Raw genomic sequence first — 18,684 nt, 5'->3', positions numbered from 1 at the left:
CCAGGCAAGATCGTTCCGCAATAGCTCAGTGGTAGAGCAACCGGCTGTTAACCGGTAGGTCGTAGGTTCAAATCCTACTTGCGGAGCCACTTTCTCTTTTGGAGAGCTGTCCGAGTGGCCGAAGGAGCACGATTGGAATTCGTGTAGGCGGCAAAACCGTCTCAAGGGTTCGAATCCCTTGCTCTCCGCCAGTTTTTCAAATATGTAATGGCCCGTTGGTCAAGCGGTTAAGACACCGCCCTTTCACGGCGGTAACACGGGTTCGAATCCCGTACGGGTCACCATTTAACTTTATATCGTCGCGGGGTGGAGCAGTCTGGTAGCTCGTCGGGCTCATAACCCGAAGGTCGTCGGTTCAAATCCGGCCCCCGCAATTAAGTCCGGTCTCGTGGTGTAGGGGTTAACATGTCTGCCTGTCACGCAGAAGATCGCGGGTTCGAATCCCGTCGAGACCGCCATTTTTATTTTGAAATCAATCATACTACATATGGCTTTGTAGCTCAGTTGGTAGAGCAAAGGACTGAAAATCCTTGTGTCGGCGGTTCGATTCCGTCCAAAGCCACCATATGTGGGGGGGTAGCGAAGTGGCTAAACGCGGCGGACTGTAAATCCGCTCCCTCGGGTTCGGCGGTTCGAATCCGCCCCCCCCCACCACTTAGGGGCATAGTTTAGCGGTAGAACTACGGTCTCCAAAACCGTCAGCGCGGGTTCGATTCCTGCTGCCCCTGTTTTAATTTCATCATGGCGATTGTGGCGAAGTGGTTAACGCACCGGATTGTGATTCCGGCATTCGAGGGTTCAATTCCCTTCAGTCGCCCCATTATTATTGGGCTGTAGCCAAGTGGTAAGGCATCGGATTTTGATTCCGACATGCGAAGGTTCGATCCCTTCCAGCCCAGCCATTTTGCGGAAGTAGTTCAGTGGTAGAATACGACCTTGCCAAGGTCGGGGTCGCGGGTTCGAATCCCGTCTTCCGCTCCAATGACTTTTGGCGCCATAGCCAAGTGGTAAGGCAGAGGACTGCAACTCCTTTATCGTCGGTTCGATTCCGACTGGCGCCTCCAACATAATATGCCGGTGTGGCGGAATTGGTAGACGCGCACGACTCAAAATCGTGTTCCTCTGGAGTGTCGGTTCGACTCCGACCACCGGTATCCGTATGACTCTAACTGAGGTTAGGGTCTTTTTTCTGTTCGCTATTTTTTTTGAGAAGGAAGGACATTCATTCAGCTCGAATGTTTTAAACAAGAAGAAACGAGGTGGATGATATTCAATATACAGAACAATCGAATCGGTTCATCCCCGATTTGCTGACAACGAATGTGTGGGTTCTAGTCACTTATACGAAGTGCTAGCTCGAGAAGTGGCCCAGCATGAATGGCTCTTATCTTTGTGTGAAGACATACCAAAGGGACAACCTGCTCCAAATCTATTGTTTGCATCTGTTCATGAACTGGTAATTCAACACTCTGCTGATGAGTTGGCCACCTATTATCCTAGCGTGACAAAATATCCAAAACAAGCTGAAGATGTATTTCCCTCTTTTTTAGCTTTTTGCCATACATACGAAAGTGAGATCCGTCATCGATTGAGGACCCGTCGTGTGCAAACGAACGAGGTTCAACGATGCGCCTACTTGTATCCGATATTTTCGAAGATTCAACAACAGACGAAGCAATCACTCGCACTGCTCGAAATCGGAACGAGTGCAGGGCTTCAACTATTTGTTGACCAGTACGCTTATGAATATAATGGCGTCCCAATCAACCCGATAAGCATCTCATCAGTAAACATCTCAGCGACCGTCGAATCGAACGAATCATTCCATCTCGAGGCTAAGACGCTATTAGACATCGGAACGCGTATTGGTGTCGATTTGAACATTGTGGACTTGACAGATCAAGCAGAGCGGTCATGGTTGAATGCGTTAATCTGGCCAGAGCATGAGACACGACGGCAACTGCTTCAGGCTGCCATGAATGAAATCAATTTTAATATGGTGACGCTCATTGAAGGGGATGGTGTGACGATGTTACAAGATCTCGTGTCGCGTGTGTGGGAGACAGAGACGTTATGTATCTTCCATACACACGTTGCAAATCAGATGTCACGTCCCGTCAAAGAAGAACTTTTGAAGCAAGTCGAGCGAATTGGATAAACACGAGACGTCTTCCATATCTATAAAAATATCCAAGATCGTTTCCTTCATGTAGATTTGTATCAGGACGGTCAACTTACAGCGTTTACGTTTGCAGAAACAGAGGGGCACGGCCGTCAATTTCAAATCCTGACGCCACTCGATTCTTTGTTTCATCCATGATCTTTTGAATGATTAAGATATATTAACATATTGATTTCATTGAATTTAGAAAACTTACGAATACCTGTTGACAGATTAATAGTATAGGTGTATATTAACTATAGTCGCTTGAACGACAACAATATTTCATGCGGGTGTAGTTTAATGGTAAAACCTCAGCCTTCCAAGCTGATGACGAGAGTTCGATTCTCTTCACCCGCTTCATATCTCTCTGCCGAGTGGCGGAGAGATTTTTTGTATGCGAAAATATATAGAGGAGGTGAACGGAATGGACCCGTACACATTAAAACAACAAATCTTAGCGTATGCCGAAACCATCGGGATTGATGAGTTGAAAGTGACGACAGCTGATCCGTTCATCGTCATGAAACAACGACTCATTCGACAACAGGAGAAAGGATATGCCTCTGGATTCGAAGAACCGGATTTAGAGAAACGCACAAATCCTGAACTTCTGCTTGAAGAGGCACAGTCGATCATTGCGATCGCCATCGCCTATCCAAGTAAATTAAAAGATGCGCCCCGTAGTGTCGCCGGGGAGAGACGAGGGTTGTTTGCTCGTGCTTCGTGGGGACTCGATTACCATCGGGCGGTCGGCGATCGATTGGCCAAACTTCAAGCGTACATTGAAGAATTGGTTCCAAACGTGCGAACGCGTTCGATGGTCGATACGGGTGAGCTCGTCGATCGTGCTGTCGCAGAACGTGCGGGGATTGGATTTAGTGGGAAAAACTGTTCCATCATCTCTCCTGAGAAAGGATCCTATCTTTATTTGGGCGAAATGATTTTAGATGTATACTTACCACCGGATGAAGCAATTGAAGACGGATGTGGGGATTGCGATAAATGTATGACAGCTTGTCCGACGACGGCCCTTGTTGAACCAGGTGTCCTCGATGCGAAGCGCTGTATCGCCTATCTCACGCAGATGAAGACGTTGATGCCACGAGAGTTTCGGTCGAAACTTGGTGGTCGATTATATGGATGTGACACGTGTCAGCAAGTCTGTCCATATAATCGCAAAAAGGACTGGCGCCACCATGAAGAATTGTTACCGGAAGCTGAGGTTGTCAAACCGCTCTTAGAGCCTCTTCTGACATTGAGCAACCGGGAGTTCAAACAAAAGTTCGGACATTTATCAGGCGCATGGCGCGGGAAGAAACCGATTCAACGAAATGCGATTTTAGCGCTCGCGCACTACCGTGAACTTTCAGCGATTCCAATCTTAAGGGAATTTATTAAACAGGATGAACGCGAAGATATGCGCGCGACGGCTGTTTGGGCAATCGGTGCGATTCTTGGACCTGATGCCGATTCGATATTTGAAGAGATTGAACGGAATGAAACGTCTGATATGGTTCATGAAGAGATTCGCATATATCGAGAGGAGTGGGCACATGAAGATCGTGTCGTCTAAGTGGGGACCGCTAATGTACGAGATAAATGGATCAGGTAAGTTGACCGAATTGGAGTTCACAACACATGAACCGACAGAAGAAGCACCTGAATGGTTGCGGAATCTTATGACGCGAGTCGAGCGGACAGGGTTTCAAGAAACAGATCGTGCCTACGTTGAAATGAACGGGACACCGTTTCAACAGGAGGTGTGGGATGCGCTTTTGACCATTCCTTATGGCGAGACACGCACATATAAGCAAATTGCTGAACAAATCGGTCGCCCGAAAGCCGTTCGCGCCGTCGGTCAGGCGCTCAATCGAAATCCGTTGCCGATTCTATTTCCGTGTCACCGTGTCATTGGAAGTAGTGGGAAGCTTGTCGGTTTTGCGGGAGGATTGGCTGAGAAACAACGCCTTCTAGAATTTGAAATGAAAAAGTGAGGGAAATCAACCATGGCAATTCATGTCGTAATGTTTCAACCAGAAATACCAGCAAATACAGGGAACGTCTCACGTACGTGTGCGGCGACGAATTCGGTCCTTCATTTGATTCGTCCGCTCGGATTCTCGACGGATGATAAGATGTTAAAGCGTGCCGGTCTCGACTATTGGCAATTCGTCGATGTACGCTATCATGACTCGTTAGAAGAGCTGTGGGAGAAGCATCCGGATGGTCAGTTCTTTTATATTACGAAGTACGGGGAACAATACCCGAGTGATTTAGACGTTTCAGATGTAGACGGTGACTACTTCTTCGTCTTTGGTCGTGAGACGAAAGGGTTGCCGATGGAAGTCATCGAGAACAATTTGGATCGCTGCATCCGCCTACCACAATCGAACCTCGTTCGTTCATTGAACGTATCGAATACAGCAGCCATCATCGTATATGAGGCGCTTCGCCAACAGGGATATGCAGGATTGAAATAAAAAAGAGCCGGATTCGTAAGAATCCCGGCTCTTATTCGTTACCCTCAGGTTTACGGTTATATCCAGCTGTCAAAATCGCTGCGAGGAAGACGACGCTGATTCCAACCATCAATAATAGGCCCATCCAAAAATCCCCCTTTTATTCTCCATAACTATAAATAGTATAATATACTTGGTAGGTGAATTGCACTGAATATAAGAAATTACTGTGAAATTGGAGAAGGAACATGAAAACGAATGTGTACTTACTGAGCTATGCCCCACTCATCGGAATTATTTTGTTTTCGATGTCACTTGCGATTGCGACCTCCGAGTACGTAATCCAATGGCTGAATCAAATTGGCGTATATAGTGAAATTATCGAACTGTTATCCGTGCAAGAGACGAAAGTGCTCGTGCTCGTCGTATTCTTTACGATTTTCTTTATGTTGTTTAGCGCATTCAAATTGGTAGCCGATACGTTCAATCAACTCGGTTTCGCTTTTTTTGCGCGAGAGACAAATGGCACGTCGCTTCATCGGCTCAAACCTGGTGCCATCATCTTTCTCATCGGGTCCGGAATCAGCTTTCTCTTTTTGAACACATTGCTCGCCGTTATCGCCGTGCTCGTTGGCACGCTCTTGATGTATCTCTTTTACTATGTCTGGCAAGTAAGCCAATCGATGTCCGTCCCACGTGCCATCGGCTTATTACTGATGCAGGTCGTCATGTGGGCGACGTTGGTCAGCGGGTTAGGTTGGTCGGTCCTTCGCTTGTTTAACTCTGTCGGAGATATCATCTTATGAAGCATTCTTTTGGACCAACCTCTGATGTGATCGAAGCGTGGTGTCTATCATTTGTCCCGGAGGAAACCTTGTATTGGATTGATTCTTCGTTTCTTGAGGATATACCGAGTTCCTGTCTCGTGATTCCGAGGCAGGAGTTTTTCAATCATCCGCTTTACCGCAGACCCGACATCACGAATCCGTATGTGACGTGGCAGATGGGTCAAGACGTGACTTATGTCATCCATGCGTTCTCTAGCTTTTTGAAGGAGTTACAGGAGCACGTCAAAACACGTTTATTGGAATTTCAAGTGACGACCCATCGTGGTCTTGTTTTGCCGATATCAGTCGAGCAGATGAAACGTCTATCGAATGAGATGATTATAGAGAAGGATGGCGCGTGTGTCATCGTTTTGCATCCGCAAAATTGGAATGAGCTCGACATCGAGATGCGTCATTCTCTCCTGCTCGACTATGCGAAGGAGTGGGATCGTTGGGAAGGGGAACCCTGTGATGACTCGATTGCTTCGCATATTGCGGATTATGCAAATCGGTTTCCGATCCAGGATGGAAGTAACTGTCTCGCGGCGACGTTGTTTGCGGTCACGGGAAACGAACAGGTCGTTCACCGATGGGTTCATCCAGAGACGTTCCTTCAGACATTAAAGCGAAGTAGGTACGAAACTGTGAAGGATGATACACTGAGGCCGAATGACGTCCTGACGTTTTGGAGCGAACAAGGGCAACTGGTCCATGCGAGTTACTGTGTGCGACAAGGACTCTATTTCAATAAACATGGTCAAGTCCGTTTCAATCCATGGAAACTAATCAATCACGACGAGTTAATGGAGCATTGGGGAGCATATCGACTTCAAATCGAACGTCGATTATAAAGCAAAAGGAGTCAGTCCACTTTTCAGTGGCTGACTCCTTTTATTGATGTGCCTGTGTCCAGACAATCGCCGGATACGCACGGTTGGCGAGTTCCGGGAATGGGCGAGGTGTATCGGCACCGAGCCAGATGGCGGTGATGGTGCGATCGGTCAGTCCGACATACCACATATCTTTGTTGTCGTTCGTTGTTCCGGTCTTTCCTCCGAGATACTCAAACTCACGTTTCAGCTGATTCGCATAGCGACCTGTACCGTATGAGGTGACGGTCGATAACGCTTTTTTCATCTCACTAATCGTTTCCGGAGACCAGACTGTCTCTTCCGTTAAGATCGGGGTCAGTGTTGGTTCACCGGACTTGAATGTGATTTGTTTGATTGTATGTCCGGATGTATACTCGCCTTTATTTAAGAACGGGGTATAGGCGGCGGCGAGTTCTTTTGGGGAGACCCCTTGTGTGAGACCGCCAAGGGCACTCGCTAAGTTCTCGTCCTGTTCATCCCATTGACTGAACATCATATCAGCTGTCTTATACGCGCGTTCCTGATCGATTGCTGAGAAGGCGGCGAGCGCAGGTGTGTTATACGAGAAAGCGACCGCATCTTTCAATAAGACATCGCCTAACACACGGTTGTGACTATTTCCGGGACAATAAGAACCGTAACAAGCCGGACGACCGTCAAGTACCGTGTCAAGTTTCGCTCCTGTCTCTTCGATAAATGGGGCGAAAACGAGGATTGGTTTGATTGCGGAACCTGGTTGGCGGTACGCCTGGGTCGCTCGGTTGAACTCACCGACCTGCGTCATCTCAGAGTCGACCATGGCCACGATTCTCCCTTGAGGTGTCAGTTCCGTATAGCCACCGTTCACACCGGGAGGGAGTTGACTCATCACCTGTTTTGCTTGTTTCTGCTTCCCGGTTGATAAGTAAGTCTCGATCGTCGCTTCATGCGTGGACAAATATTCTCTCGCCTCGGTATCATCTAAGTCGTAACGTGTCCGTACCAATTGAATCGCTTCACGGACGGCTGTATCCATATAGTCCGGGTATTGAATCGTTTGACTGCGAAACGATGCTTGGAGCTTGACGCCATGATACTGATCGTAAGCACTCTTCGAGAGAACACCCGCTTCAAACAGTTGCGTCAAGATTCGGTCCTTACGCTCAAAAAAAGCATCAGATGGATTGAGCGGATCATAAAGTGACGGATTATTCGGTACTGTCAACAAGTAAGCGAGTTGATTCCAATTCAGATCGTGGAGCGGTCTTGAAAAGTATGTATCGGCTGCCGATTGAATCCCATATACATTATGTCCAAAAAAAATAACGTTGCTATAAGCTGTTAAAATTTCTTTCTTGCTATATTTTTTTTCTAGTGCTCGAGCAAGCAATAACTCTTTCACTTTTCGTTCATATGTCCGTTCATGTGTGAGGTACACGTTCCGTGCCAACTGTTGCGTGATTGTACTCCCACCTTGGACAGATGTCTCGTTCGCGTTATTGATAAATGCTCGGGCAATCCCGCTCAAATCATAACCGGGATGAGCATTGAACTTACGGTCTTCGATGGTTGTAATCGCATCTTGGATATGTTCGGGTAACGCTTTCGGGGACACGTCATTTCTGCGGCCCGTCAAGTAGATTTGCTGTTCTCCCCCGTTGTATGCGAGTGTGACGGCATGCATTGACGAGAGTGGTTGTGCCGATACCAGCTCTTGTCCCCAAGATAGAATTTCATCTGCCTGATCAATCTCTTCTTTCAATGCAGTGGCAAGTGACAAGGAAGCAGCCAAAAGTCCAGCAAAAAATAAGGTTCCAATCCAAGCTCTCATCTATTTCACCTCTCTCTATACATTATATCGTCCAATTTACAAAAAAATAAAAATGTAAACGTTATCATATAATAATTCGAGAAGGAATACTTTAGGAAAGGACGAAAAAGGGTAAAAGAGGTTGTATATCACGATTTTGAGGAGGCTTATTATTTATGAAGCAAGAAATGGTTGCGATGCTCCTTGCGGGAGGAGAAGGAAAGCGATTGGGGCCTCTCACGCGAAAAACGGCGAAACCGGCCGTGAATTTCGGCGGAAAGTACCGCATTATCGATTTCCCATTGTCAAACTGCACGAACTCGGGAATTACAACAGTCGGGGTATTGACGCAATACGAGCCACTTGAATTGAATCGTTACTTAGGAATCGGGACGGCGTGGGATTTAGATCGTCGCAATGGGGGGTTAGCCATTCTCCCACCTTACCAAGCACAGTCGGGGAAAAACTGGTACGAAGGGACGGCCAATGCTATCTATCGTAACTTGAGTTACATCGATGATTACGATCCGGATTATGTGTTGATTCTTTCGGGGGACCACATCTATAAAATGGACTACGAGAAAATGCTCGAAGCCCATAAAGAAAAACAAGCCGATGTGACCATCTCTGTCATGGAAGTGCCGTGGGACGAAGCGCCGCGTTTCGGAATTTTGAACACAGCGGATGACCTCCGTATCAATGAGTTCGAAGAGAAGCCAGAAGAACCGAAGAGCAACTTGGCTTCGATGGGGATTTACATCTTCAACTGGAGCGTCTTGCGCGAACATTTGATTAAAGATGCTGAAGACGAAACGTCTAGCTTTGACTTCGGGAAGAATATCATTCCGAACACGCTTCTTCAAGGACTCGACGTCTTCGCTTATAAATTCAAAGGCTATTGGAAAGACGTCGGTACGATCCAGTCTCTTTGGGAAGCGAACATGGACCTCTTGGAAGATGAACCACCATTCGATTTATATGACCCGGAGTGGAAAATCTATTCGGTCAACCCGAACCAGACTCCTCAGTATATTGGAAAAGACGCTTGTGTCGAACAGTCTGTGATTAACGAAGGGTGTCATATCGAAGGCGAAGTCCAACATTCAGTGCTATTTTACGATGTCCGTGTTGGAGAAGGTTCACTCGTTAAAGACTCGGTGATTATGCCAGGAGCTAGAATCGGGAAGGATGTAACAATTCACAGAGCCATTGTCGCTAGCTGTGCAGTCATTGAAGACGGCGCGACAGTAGGTGAGCCGGGTGGTGAAATCGTTGTTATTGAACCACACGAAAACATTGAAAGTGGAACCGTCTTCAAACAAAGAGTTTGATACGAGTAAAGAGACACGCAAGGAGGCGTTACTGTTGACGAACGATTTATTAGGGGTCATTAACTTAGGAACGGAACAAGGTCTGTTTCCGGAATTTACTGGACATCGTAATCTGGCATCAGTCCCATTCTCAGGACGCTATCGCCTGATAGACTTCACCTTGACGAATATGATCACACAAAATATTAATCAAGTCGGGATCTTTACGTTAGATAAGTATCGCTCATTGATGGATCATCTCGGTTCAGGGAAAGAGTGGGATTTGGACCGTTCGCAAGGCGGTCTCCACATCTTCCCACCAGCGTTGAAACCGGACGGAGAAGCGTATCTTGGCGACTTGGCCAACTTCTCGATGCACCGTGAACACTTCATTCGCAGCAAGCAGCCGTATGTGGTCATCACAGGTTCGAATGTATTGACGACGATTGACTACAACGACATGCTCGCACATCATAAATCGATGGGCGCGGACATCACGCTTGCCTATACGACCCATGAACAGAAATGTGGCTATTGCCGTCCGATACGCCTTGGGGAGAATGACCGCGTCGTCGGCATCTCTGAGCGCGGATTCTCACCGGATGATGAGTACACGTACACAGAAACGATCATTATGTCGAAGAATCTCTTCATGCGTCTCGTTGATGAAGCGACCTCTAAAGGCGAATATGACCTGTTGGATGGCGTCATTCGTCCCCAGCTTCATCGTTTACACGTGCACGGGTACCATTATGTCGGGAAAATGCAGGTCATTCACTCGGTGCTTTCTTACTATAATGAAAGCATGCGATTACTCCGTGGCGAAGGCATCATTTATGACTTCCCGCATATCTACACGAAAATCAAACATGAGCCACCGACTCGTTATTTGAAAGGATCAAAGGTAAACGAGGCGCTCGTGGCAAATGGATGTAAGATTCATGGCGAGGTGCAAAATAGTATTCTCTTCCGTGGTGTTGAAGTCAGTAAACACGCACGCGTGAAAAACTCAATCATTTCATCAAAATCGATCATTGAAGAAGGAGCTGTCGTTGAAAATGCGATTTTGGATAAAGAAGTTGTTGTAAAACGAGGACAGGTCATCCGAGGCACAATCGACGAACCGATTGTCATCGCGAAACGAACAGTGGTATGAGGAGGATTTTATGAAAATTTGGTATGTTGCTTCAGAAGCGGCACCGTTCATGAAAACGGGGGGGCTGGCCGACGTTGTCGGTTCGCTCCCTCAAGCGGTGGCGGGCCTAGGAGAAGAAGTCAGTGTTGTCATGCCGAAATATGGCTCGATCGCTGAAGAGTATGTGGACGAGATGGAGTATTTATTCGACCTGATTGTTCCGGTTGGGTGGCGCAAACAGTTCGGGGCAGTCTTGAAGTTAGAGCGGGACGGCATCACGTATTACTTCATCGACAACGAGTATTACTTTAAACGTGACGGTGTCTTATATGGACACTTTGATGATGCTGAACGATTCGCCTTCTTCTCTCGCGCTGTACTCGAAATGATTGGGAAGATGGAAGACGTACCCGATGTCCTGCATTGTCATGACTGGCAGACAGGTATTTTACCGGCCTTCTTACGAATCCATTATCAACATATTGAAGCGTATCAACGCATTCGCACCGTGTATACCATCCATAACCTACAATACCAGGGGATTTTTCCAGAAGAGATTCTTGGAGAATTGCTACAGTTCGGTCCTGAACATTTCACGGCCGAAGGAATTCAACATAACGGTCTCGTCAATTACATGAAAGCCGGCATCGTCCATTCCGATCAAATCACGACCGTCAGCCCATCGTATCGCGACGAAATCATGGAACCCTATTACGGTGAAGGATTAGACGGGGCGTTACGTCATCGCGCGGTCGATGTCCGAGGGATCTTAAACGGCATCGACTTGGCAACGAACGATCCAAACACAGACGCACGAATCGAACAGTCGTATAACCTTGATACGTACAAAGAAGGAAAGCTTGCGAATAAACGAGCGTTACAAGAGCGACTTGGGCTTGAAGTACGTGACGATGTCATGCTCATCGGTTTTGTCAGCCGACTCGTTGACCAAAAGGGGCTCGATTTAATTAACGGTGTCCGTGAAGAACTTGGACAGCTCCCTTGCCAGTTCGCGTTCCTCGGTTCGGGACAACCGGAATATGAAGGAATCGTTCACGAGATGACAGCCGCTCACCCGGGGAAAGTCGGGTCATATATCGGTTTTGACATCGAACTCGCACACTTGATTTATGCGGGATCGGATGCCTTTTTAATGCCGTCACGTTTTGAGCCTTGTGGTCTCAGTCAATTGATCTCCATGCGATATGGCACCTTGCCGATCGTACGTGAGACAGGTGGACTCCGGGATACCGTGAAGCCGTACAACGAGTTCACGCAAGAAGGGACCGGTTTTGGATTCATGAACTACAATGCTCATGAGATGTTGGCGACGATTGAAAAAGCGATTCGTGTCTTCTATGAAAAAGAAAACTGGCATGCCCTCGTCCATCAAGCGATGACCGCGGACTATAGCTGGAAACAATCCGCCAAGCAATATCGTGAGTTATATCATTTATTCGCATGAGTGGAAGGAGCTAACTTAATTTATGTTCACAGATAAACAAAGCTTTGTCGACGCATTTAAAGAACGGTTCATTGCATTGAACGGGAAGTCGATCGAGGATGGGACAGAGCAGGAAGTGTATCAAACATTGGCAACGATGGTACGCGAGCAGGCCATGCCCAAATGGATTCACACGCGCGACCGTCAAGAAGAAAAACACAGTAAGCAAGTCATCTATTTCTCGCTAGAATTTTTATTAGGTCGCTTCTTATACAACAACTTGCTTAGTTTAGACGTATTGGAGCTCGTTAGAGACGGACTGCAAGATCTCGGATACGACTTCACAGACATTACCGAGTTGGAACCAGAGCCGGGTCTTGGGAATGGAGGGCTCGGGCGCCTGGCCGCCTGCTTCCTCGATTCGTTGGCTGCACTCAGTTTACCTGGGCATGGAAACGGGATCCGCTATCGTTATGGACTCTTCAAACAGAAAATTGTAGACGGCTATCAAGTCGAGTTGCCGGATAACTGGCTCCGTGACGGGAACATGTGGGAAACGAGACGTCAGGATAAAGCGGTCGAGATTAATTTCGGTGGCTGGATTGAGATGAAACAAATCGGAGATCGATTGCGTGTCGTCCATCATCCAGACGAGGTTGTTCTTGCCGTTCCGTATGATATGCCGATTATCGGTTATAAGAATGATGTCGTGAATACGTTACGTCTTTGGAACGCCGAATCACCACTTGACGACGAGGCGTATTTAGAGAAGACGAAAGGGACGTATAAAGACTTGTTGAAACATAAACAGTCGATTGCGACAATTTCGGAATTCTTGTATCCAGATGATACGACGTATGAAGGAAAAGTATTACGTTTGAAACAACAATACTTTTTTGTATCTGCAGGCATTCAATCGATGCTTGTTTCCTATTTGAAGCGAAATAAATCACTTAAGCAGTTAGGCGACCATTACGCGATTCATATCAATGATACGCATCCGGTCGTCGCAATCCCTGAATTGATGCGCATCTTGATGGATGAGCATGGATACGGTTGGGACGAGGCGTGGCGGATTACAAAGAGCGTCATGTCGTTCACGAACCATACGCTACTCGCAGAAGCGCTTGAGAAATGGCCGGTCGAGATGTACCAACGCCTCCTGCCGCGCGTGTATCAAATCATCGAAGAAATCAATCGACGTTTCTGTCGAGACGTACTCGTCAACTATCCGCACCTCGAATCCCATATGGGAGAGATTGCAATTGTGTCAAACGAACAGATCAATATGGCCAATCTCGCTGTCGTCGGTTCTCATTCAACGAACGGCGTAGCGCAAATTCATACGGATATTTTAAAACAGCGCGAGATGCGTTACTTATATGAGATGTTCCCGCTTCGCTTCAACAACAAGACGAACGGGATCACACACCGTCGCTGGCTCTTGAAGTCGAACCCGGGATTATCCGACGCCATTACGGAAGCAATCGGCCCGTCATGGATTGAACATCCGAACGACTTGGAAAAGTTGATGGATGTTTCGAAAGACCGGAGCTTCCAAGAAAAAGTCATGGACGTGAAGCAACAAAACAAATTGGACTTAGCGGCATACATTCAAGAAGAAACGGGAGAGACAGTGGACCCTCATTCCATCTTTGACGTACAAGTCAAACGCTTGCACGCCTATAAGCGACAATTGCTGAATGCCCTTCACATCCATGCGCTTTACTTGAAGATTCAAGCGGACCCGACGTTTACGATGGTGCCTCGCACGTTTATCTTTGGCGCCAAGGCGGCACCGGGATACTACTATGCGAAAGAGATCATTCGCTATATCAATGCCCTTGCCACGCTCATCAATAAGGACAAGCGGGCGAGTCAATTCATTAAAGTCATCTTCCTTGAAAACTATCGTGTCTCCATGGCCGAACGGATTTTCCCAGGGTCTGACTTGAGCGAACAAATCTCGACTGCGAGCTATGAAGCATCCGGTACCGGAAACATGAAATTCATGATGAACGGAGCCTTGACGATTGGAACGTTAGACGGGGCCAATATCGAAATTCGTGACGCCGTCGGTGATGATCACATCTTTATCTTTGGATTATCTCCGCAAGAAGTCATGAACTATAAGAAGTTCGGAGGCTATCATGCGGCAGAGATGTATCACGCACATCAGGAAATCAAAGATGTGGTCGATGGTCTTGTCAACGGAACGTTCGATAAAGTGGGCGAATATCAATTCCAATCCATCTTCGATTCTCTCCTCGTCTATAACGATGACTTCCTCGTCTTGAAAGACTTTGTCTCGTATATGCGGGCACAGCGACGAGTCGATGAGGTGTTCAGTGACCAATCACGTTGGGCTGAAAGCTCAATCGTCAATACGGCGAAGTCAGGAATCTTCTCGAGTGACCGTACCATCACGGAATACGCAAACGCGGTCTGGAATATCAAACCGACGAGCGTAAAATAAAAAGGATCCACCCTTAGGGGTGGACCTCGTTTTCTGGATAGCTGATCCAATCGGAATAGGATCCCGGATAGAGTCGGACATCATCTTTTCCGAGAGCGTGAAGCGCCAAAATATTGACGCAGGCGGTCACACCGCTACCACAGTAAAAGATGGGGTTCTCAACGGGAAGAACATCTTTATACAGTTCTTTTAAGTCGTGGAAGTCTTCTAACGTCCCGAGTTCTGTGATGGCCTCGGCATAGGAGCAGAGCAATGCATTCGGAATATGACCTGCTTTTGAGTCGATTGGTTCATGTGACCCGTTGAAGCGATCTTCGGTTCGTGAATCATAGAGTGAGCCGCTCGCAGCAGCTTTCACTTCATCGAGTGTCGCAATCATATGGTCTTGGAAGTCTGGCGTATAGTCGCTTGTCGGATAGTGTGGAACGTCCGTAGTGGTCTCACCGCAATAAGTGATGCCAGATTGGATACCGCCTTCTAACACAACGACCCGTTCGTGACCGGCCCATTTGAAGAGCCACCATGCACGGGCTGCGAATGGGAAGCCGTCATCGTAAATGATGACCAAATCTTCTTTTTTCAAGCCGATGCGACGAAGTGTTGCCGTCCATGCTTCTTTCGAAGGGAGCGGATGCCGTCCGCCGTGTTCGCCGAGCGGACCGGACAAGTCTTCCATCAAATCGAGAAAGACAGCGTTCGGAAGATGTCCCTTTCGGTAGACATATTTACCATAGGACGCGTCGTTTAGCGAATATCGGCAATCGATGAAACGAATCGAGTTCGTATGCACGATTTGTTTTAATTCTTGGGCACGCATTGTTGGAAACATTAATATCACCTCGAGGTTTCGTTACTCTCATCGTATACAAGATGGAAGCAATTGGCGAGTACTTCGATTGAATTTTTTGAGGGTGAAAGGGGAATGAATCATGACATGGCAACAAACGTATGACCGTTGGAATCAATTCGAAGGGCTCGAGCCGCATTTACGTGCGGAACTTGAAGAACTCGCAAAAAATGAAACCACATTAGAAGATGCATTTTATAAGACGCTCGAGTTTGGAACAGGCGGGATGCGTGGAGAAATCGGACCAGGTGCGAACCGGATGAACGTCTATACGATTCGAAAAGCGTCACAAGGATTTGCTGATTTTATCTCAGCATCAGGGGAAGAGGCGAAACGTCACGGCGTCGTCATCGCCCATGACTCACGTCATTTTTCGCCTGAGTTTGCATTAGAAGCGGCGCGGACATTGGCATCAAACGGAATCAAGACGTATTTGTTCCCAAGTTTGCGTGCCACACCTGAACTGTCGTTTGCCGTTCGTCATTTAAATGCGTTCGGTGGCATCGTGATCACGGCGAGCCACAATCCACCGGAATATAACGGATTCAAGGTATATGGGGCAGACGGAGGACAGCTTCCACCAGCGGAAGCGGATGAACTCGTTACGTACGTCAATGCGATTGAAGACGAGCTGAAAATTCAGATTGAAGATGAAGCGGCGCTCCGACAAACGGGGCTACTCCTTACAGTTGACTCATCAGTCGATGAAGCCTATATGGAGGCGCTCCAGTCGATTCGGATTCATCATGACGTACAGGACAGCCCGCTTCGGATTGTCTATTCACCACTCCATGGGACGGGACGCCGTCCGGTTATGGAAGGGTTGAAGGCGTACGGATTTGAGCACGTGACAATTGTAGAGGAGCAGGCAGAGCCAGATGGTGCGTTCCCGACTGTCAGTTATCCGAACCCGGAAGAAAAGGCTGCATTTAAATTAGCAATGGAATACGGGGACCGTGTCGATGCTGATTTACTTATGGCGACGGACCCGGATGCGGACCGTGTGGGCTTGACCGTGCGCGGACGGGACGGGGAGTGGTTCGTCTTGACTGGGAACCAGACAGGCGCGCTCCTAATGGAATACATCCTCTCACAAAAGAGTGAGACAGGTACGTTGCCGTCTAATGGATTTGTCGCTAAGACGATCGTCACGTCTGAACTCGGTGCTGCGATTGCAAAAGCGTACGGTGTACATCTTGAGAACACGTTGACTGGATTCAAGTTCATTGGGGAGAAGATCAAACAATATGAGGAATCAGGCGAATATGAATTCCTCTTCGGGTATGAAGAAAGCTACGGCTATTTGATTGGAGACTTCTGTCGTGATAAAGATGCTGTTCAGGCTTGCCTACTCGCAGCCGAGATGGCAGCTTATCATAAGCAACACGGTCGGACGCTTTATGATGCGCTGCAGTCGATTTACGAGAAGTATGGATTCTATGAAGAGTCCTTGCAGTCGATGACGTTAAAAGGAAAAGCTGGTCTCGAGCAAATCGGACGTATGATGGAGGCGTTTCGTGCCAATCCGCCAAAAGAAGTCGGTGGATATGAGGTCGCCCGTTTCGAAGACTATAAGAAACAAGTGGCGATCGATTTACAGTCCGGTAAATCGGAAACGATTGAATTGCCATCATCAAACGTCTTGAAATTCGTCTTTGCGGACGGTTCGTGGTTCTGTCTTCGTCCATCTGGAACCGAGCCGAAAATCAAGTTTTATTTCAGTGTGCATGCGGATCGTGCCGAGAAGACGACCGCAAAACGTGAAGCGATTGAAGCGGATGTTATGAAACAAGCGAAAGCGATTGATTGATAAGGAACATCACTCTAGAAATAGGGTGATGTTTTTTGTTTGACATGAAGACATCGCGCCAGTATGATGAGGATATTGTTTAAAACCGTGTAATCATATAAGGATTATAGGAAAGGCGGAATTATTATGAAAAAGACATTAACGAGCGTACTCGCAATCGGAGCTTCAGTCGGGCTTCTCGCAGCATGCGGTAACGAAACAGACAGTGGAGCGGACGAAGCGGTCATCACGGTCGGAACAGAAGCGACATACCCACCATTCACGTACAAAGAAAAAGGTGAATTGACTGGATATGACATCGACGTCTTGAACGAAGCGGCAGAACGTGCCGGTTATAAAGTGGAATACGAAGCAATGGACTTCAAAGGACTTGTCCCGGCACTCGACGCTGAACGCATCGACATGATTGCTAACCAAATGAGCATCACAAAGGAACGTAAAGAGAACTATGCATTCTCTGACCCGTACGCGGTGTCAGGAGCTCAAGTCATCGTTGGTTCAGACAACAATGACATCCAAGGGATCGACGATCTTGACGGAAAAGTAGTCGGATCGACACAAGGTTCTGCTTATGCACAAATGGCTGAAGAAGCTGGCGCTGAAGTGAAATTCTACAAAGGGGCGAACCAAGTCCTTCAAGACCTCGAAGTCGGTCGTTTGGACGCGGCCCTCAACGACCGTCTCTTCATCTTGACGGAACTTGAAAAAACAGGTTATGACGTCAAAGCAGTCGGTGATATCTTCAACACAAGTGAAGCTGGATTCATGACACGTCAAGATAGCGACGTGCTTGACAAGTTGAACGACGCGCTCACAGAGATGAAAGAAGACGGCACGATGAAAGAAATCGGTGAGAAGTACTTCGGTGAGGATATCAGTCAATGAATGAACTGATCACGACCGTCATAGAGAACCGCTCGGCCTATCTTGAAGCCATCCAGCTCACGTTGATCGCCAGTGTCCTGTCGATTCTTCTCGCCTTGGCGCTCGGTCTGATCATCGCTTTACTTCATAGTAGTCCGATTAAAATTGTACGATTGTTCACACGGACGTACATTTCGTTCTTCCGTGGAACACCGCTCTTACTTCAACTGTTGATCTTATATGTTGGGCTCACCGGGTTCGTTCAACTCAGTGGGATGCAGTCGCTCATCTTTGGATTAGGCTTCCACTTCGCTGCCTATATCTCAGAAGCGTTCCGAGCAGCCATCAACTCGGTCGACAAAGGACAAGTGGAGGCAAGTGTCGCACTCGGCATTCCGAAAATGAAACGTTTCAAAGACATCATTTTCCCACAGGCACTCTCACGTGCCATCCCACCTGTCTCGAACTCGGTCATCGACATCATCAAGTCGACATCCCTCGGGACGGTCATCGCGGTACAGGAGTTGACGTACGTGTCTGACCAGATTGCGGCCACGACGTATTTGGTCATGCCGTTGCTCTTGTTCTCGGCGTCGATTTACTGGATTTTATCGACCTTGATCCAAGCCGGTCAACACAAACTCGAACAGCGTTACGCGATTCGATAAGAAAAACCTCGATTCAGAC

The 18,684-nt window shown here is 47.6% G+C and carries 15 protein-coding genes and 14 tRNA genes; 27 read left to right on the top strand and 2 right to left on the bottom strand.

Going from position 1 to position 18,684, the window contains the following annotated elements:
• Window positions 1-14: 14 nt before the first annotated feature.
• The 20 genes from KNO69_RS10540 (at window position 15) to KNO69_RS10445 (ending at window position 6,301) form a co-directional block, all read left to right on the top strand.
• Window positions 15-89, top strand: a tRNA-Asn gene (locus KNO69_RS10540).
• 11 nt (window positions 90-100) lie between these two features.
• Window positions 101-191: transfer RNA gene (locus KNO69_RS10535), tRNA-Ser, on the top strand.
• Between the two features lie 18 nt (window positions 192-209).
• Window positions 210-284 (top strand) — tRNA-Glu (locus KNO69_RS10530).
• 16 nt (window positions 285-300) lie between these two features.
• A tRNA-Met gene (locus KNO69_RS10525) sits at window positions 301-374 on the top strand.
• An 8-nt stretch (window positions 375-382) separates the two neighbouring features.
• Window positions 383-458 (top strand) — tRNA-Asp (locus KNO69_RS10520).
• A gap of 31 nt (window positions 459-489) precedes the next feature.
• Window positions 490-565: transfer RNA gene (locus KNO69_RS10515), tRNA-Phe, on the top strand.
• Window positions 566-570: 5 nt separating this feature from the next.
• A tRNA-Tyr gene (locus KNO69_RS10510) sits at window positions 571-654 on the top strand.
• A 3-nt stretch (window positions 655-657) separates the two neighbouring features.
• Window positions 658-728: transfer RNA gene (locus KNO69_RS10505), tRNA-Trp, on the top strand.
• 16 nt (window positions 729-744) lie between these two features.
• A tRNA-His gene (locus KNO69_RS10500) sits at window positions 745-820 on the top strand.
• Window positions 821-827: 7 nt separating this feature from the next.
• Window positions 828-902: transfer RNA gene (locus KNO69_RS10495), tRNA-Gln, on the top strand.
• Between the two features lie 4 nt (window positions 903-906).
• Window positions 907-981, top strand: a tRNA-Gly gene (locus KNO69_RS10490).
• A 9-nt stretch (window positions 982-990) separates the two neighbouring features.
• A tRNA-Cys gene (locus tag KNO69_RS10485) sits at window positions 991-1,064 on the top strand.
• 9 nt (window positions 1,065-1,073) lie between these two features.
• A tRNA-Leu gene (locus tag KNO69_RS10480) sits at window positions 1,074-1,154 on the top strand.
• 119 nt (window positions 1,155-1,273) lie between these two features.
• Entirely contained in the window at window positions 1,274-2,158 is an 885-nt protein-coding gene (locus KNO69_RS10475) for a DUF2332 domain-containing protein (RefSeq protein WP_353047489.1), read from the top strand.
• 292 nt (window positions 2,159-2,450) lie between these two features.
• Window positions 2,451-2,521, top strand: a tRNA-Gly gene (locus tag KNO69_RS10470).
• 67 nt (window positions 2,522-2,588) lie between these two features.
• Window positions 2,589-3,737, top strand: a complete 1,149-nt coding sequence (gene queG, locus KNO69_RS10465; RefSeq protein ID WP_214817750.1) for a tRNA epoxyqueuosine(34) reductase QueG — start codon at window positions 2,589-2,591, stop codon at window positions 3,735-3,737.
• Entirely contained in the window at window positions 3,718-4,158 is a 441-nt protein-coding gene (locus KNO69_RS10460) for a methylated-DNA--[protein]-cysteine S-methyltransferase (RefSeq protein ID WP_214817746.1), read from the top strand. The genes queG and KNO69_RS10460 overlap by 20 nt, the downstream gene beginning before the upstream one ends.
• A gap of 12 nt (window positions 4,159-4,170) precedes the next feature.
• Entirely contained in the window at window positions 4,171-4,644 is a 474-nt protein-coding gene (gene trmL, locus KNO69_RS10455) for a tRNA (uridine(34)/cytosine(34)/5-carboxymethylaminomethyluridine(34)-2'-O)-methyltransferase TrmL (protein ID WP_015880908.1), read from the top strand.
• Between the two features lie 227 nt (window positions 4,645-4,871).
• Window positions 4,872-5,429 (top strand): DUF5366 family protein, encoded by a 558-nt coding sequence (locus KNO69_RS10450; RefSeq protein ID WP_214685793.1) that lies wholly within the window; start codon window positions 4,872-4,874, stop codon window positions 5,427-5,429.
• 68 nt (window positions 5,430-5,497) lie between these two features.
• A complete protein-coding gene (locus KNO69_RS10445) occupies window positions 5,498-6,301 on the top strand; it encodes a hypothetical protein (protein ID WP_214817743.1) in 804 nt (267 codons plus the stop codon).
• A gap of 40 nt (window positions 6,302-6,341) precedes the next feature.
• On the opposite strand, the gene KNO69_RS10440 is transcribed toward KNO69_RS10445, so the two are convergent.
• Complete coding sequence (locus tag KNO69_RS10440) at window positions 6,342-8,132, bottom strand: transglycosylase domain-containing protein (protein ID WP_214817732.1); 1,791 nt, start codon at window positions 8,130-8,132, stop codon at window positions 6,342-6,344.
• Between the two features lie 155 nt (window positions 8,133-8,287).
• Between KNO69_RS10440 and KNO69_RS10435 the strand changes: the two genes are divergently transcribed.
• The 4 genes from KNO69_RS10435 to KNO69_RS10420 are packed head-to-tail and all read left to right on the top strand — an operon-like array spanning window position 8,288 to window position 14,476.
• Window positions 8,288-9,442, top strand: coding sequence for a glucose-1-phosphate adenylyltransferase (locus tag KNO69_RS10435; protein WP_214814263.1), 1,155 nt, complete (start codon window positions 8,288-8,290; stop codon window positions 9,440-9,442).
• Window positions 9,375-10,577: a glucose-1-phosphate adenylyltransferase subunit GlgD gene (gene glgD / locus KNO69_RS10430; RefSeq protein WP_353047372.1), complete on the top strand. Its 1,203-nt coding sequence runs from the start codon at window positions 9,375-9,377 to the stop codon at window positions 10,575-10,577. The genes KNO69_RS10435 and glgD overlap by 68 nt, the downstream gene beginning before the upstream one ends.
• A gap of 10 nt (window positions 10,578-10,587) precedes the next feature.
• Entirely contained in the window at window positions 10,588-12,021 is a 1,434-nt protein-coding gene (gene glgA, locus KNO69_RS10425) for a glycogen synthase GlgA (RefSeq protein WP_214689392.1), read from the top strand.
• A gap of 22 nt (window positions 12,022-12,043) precedes the next feature.
• Entirely contained in the window at window positions 12,044-14,476 is a 2,433-nt protein-coding gene (locus tag KNO69_RS10420) for a glycogen/starch/alpha-glucan phosphorylase (protein WP_214731803.1), read from the top strand.
• A gap of 13 nt (window positions 14,477-14,489) precedes the next feature.
• Here KNO69_RS10420 and KNO69_RS10415 read toward each other — a convergent pair whose 3' ends face one another.
• Entirely contained in the window at window positions 14,490-15,305 is an 816-nt protein-coding gene (locus KNO69_RS10415) for a sulfurtransferase (RefSeq protein WP_078146404.1), read from the bottom strand.
• A gap of 100 nt (window positions 15,306-15,405) precedes the next feature.
• Here KNO69_RS10415 and KNO69_RS10410 point away from each other — a divergent pair, with 100 nt between their 5' ends.
• The 3 genes from KNO69_RS10410 (at window position 15,406) to KNO69_RS10400 (ending at window position 18,665) form a co-directional block, all read left to right on the top strand.
• The gene (locus KNO69_RS10410) at window positions 15,406-17,133 is read left to right on the top strand and encodes a phospho-sugar mutase (protein ID WP_214817730.1); all 1,728 of its coding nucleotides are present in this window, start codon (window positions 15,406-15,408) and stop codon (window positions 17,131-17,133) included.
• 126 nt (window positions 17,134-17,259) lie between these two features.
• Window positions 17,260-18,018 carry a transporter substrate-binding domain-containing protein gene (locus KNO69_RS10405; RefSeq protein WP_078146406.1) on the top strand — a complete coding sequence of 253 codons (759 nt, stop codon included), beginning with the start codon at window positions 17,260-17,262 and terminating at the stop codon, window positions 18,016-18,018.
• Window positions 18,015-18,665 carry an amino acid ABC transporter permease gene (locus tag KNO69_RS10400; RefSeq protein WP_214689380.1) on the top strand — a complete coding sequence of 217 codons (651 nt, stop codon included), beginning with the start codon at window positions 18,015-18,017 and terminating at the stop codon, window positions 18,663-18,665. Before KNO69_RS10405 ends, KNO69_RS10400 begins: the two co-directional genes overlap by 4 nt.
• Window positions 18,666-18,684: the final 19 nt, after the last annotated feature.

The organism is Exiguobacterium sp. s131 (assembly GCF_018617345.1).
In the GTDB taxonomy this organism is placed as follows: Bacteria; Bacillota; Bacilli; order Exiguobacteriales; family Exiguobacteriaceae; genus Exiguobacterium; species Exiguobacterium profundum.
Note: the sequence above shows the minus strand (reverse complement) of the source record. Positions and strands in the feature narration are given on the sequence as shown.

Excerpts from the sequence above, each read along its gene's own strand:
- queG (WP_214817750.1), top strand. The coding sequence starts at position 2,589 with ATGGACCCGTACACATTAAAACAACAAATCTTAGCGTATGCCGAAACC.
- KNO69_RS10460 (WP_214817746.1), top strand. The coding sequence starts at position 3,718 with ATGAAGATCGTGTCGTCTAAGTGGGGACCGCTAATGTACGAGATAAAT.
- trmL (WP_015880908.1), top strand. The coding sequence starts at position 4,171 with ATGGCAATTCATGTCGTAATGTTTCAACCAGAAATACCAGCAAATACA.
- KNO69_RS10450 (WP_214685793.1), top strand. The coding sequence starts at position 4,872 with ATGAAAACGAATGTGTACTTACTGAGCTATGCCCCACTCATCGGAATT.
- KNO69_RS10440 (WP_214817732.1), bottom strand. The coding sequence starts at position 8,132 with ATGAGAGCTTGGATTGGAACCTTATTTTTTGCTGGACTTTTGGCTGCT.
- KNO69_RS10435 (WP_214814263.1), top strand. The coding sequence starts at position 8,288 with ATGAAGCAAGAAATGGTTGCGATGCTCCTTGCGGGAGGAGAAGGAAAG.
- glgA (WP_214689392.1), top strand. The coding sequence starts at position 10,588 with ATGAAAATTTGGTATGTTGCTTCAGAAGCGGCACCGTTCATGAAAACG.
- KNO69_RS10420 (WP_214731803.1), top strand. The coding sequence starts at position 12,044 with ATGTTCACAGATAAACAAAGCTTTGTCGACGCATTTAAAGAACGGTTC.
- KNO69_RS10415 (WP_078146404.1), bottom strand. The coding sequence starts at position 15,305 with ATGTTTCCAACAATGCGTGCCCAAGAATTAAAACAAATCGTGCATACG.
- KNO69_RS10410 (WP_214817730.1), top strand. The coding sequence starts at position 15,406 with ATGACATGGCAACAAACGTATGACCGTTGGAATCAATTCGAAGGGCTC.
- KNO69_RS10405 (WP_078146406.1), top strand. The coding sequence starts at position 17,260 with ATGAAAAAGACATTAACGAGCGTACTCGCAATCGGAGCTTCAGTCGGG.
- KNO69_RS10400 (WP_214689380.1), top strand. The coding sequence starts at position 18,015 with ATGAATGAACTGATCACGACCGTCATAGAGAACCGCTCGGCCTATCTT.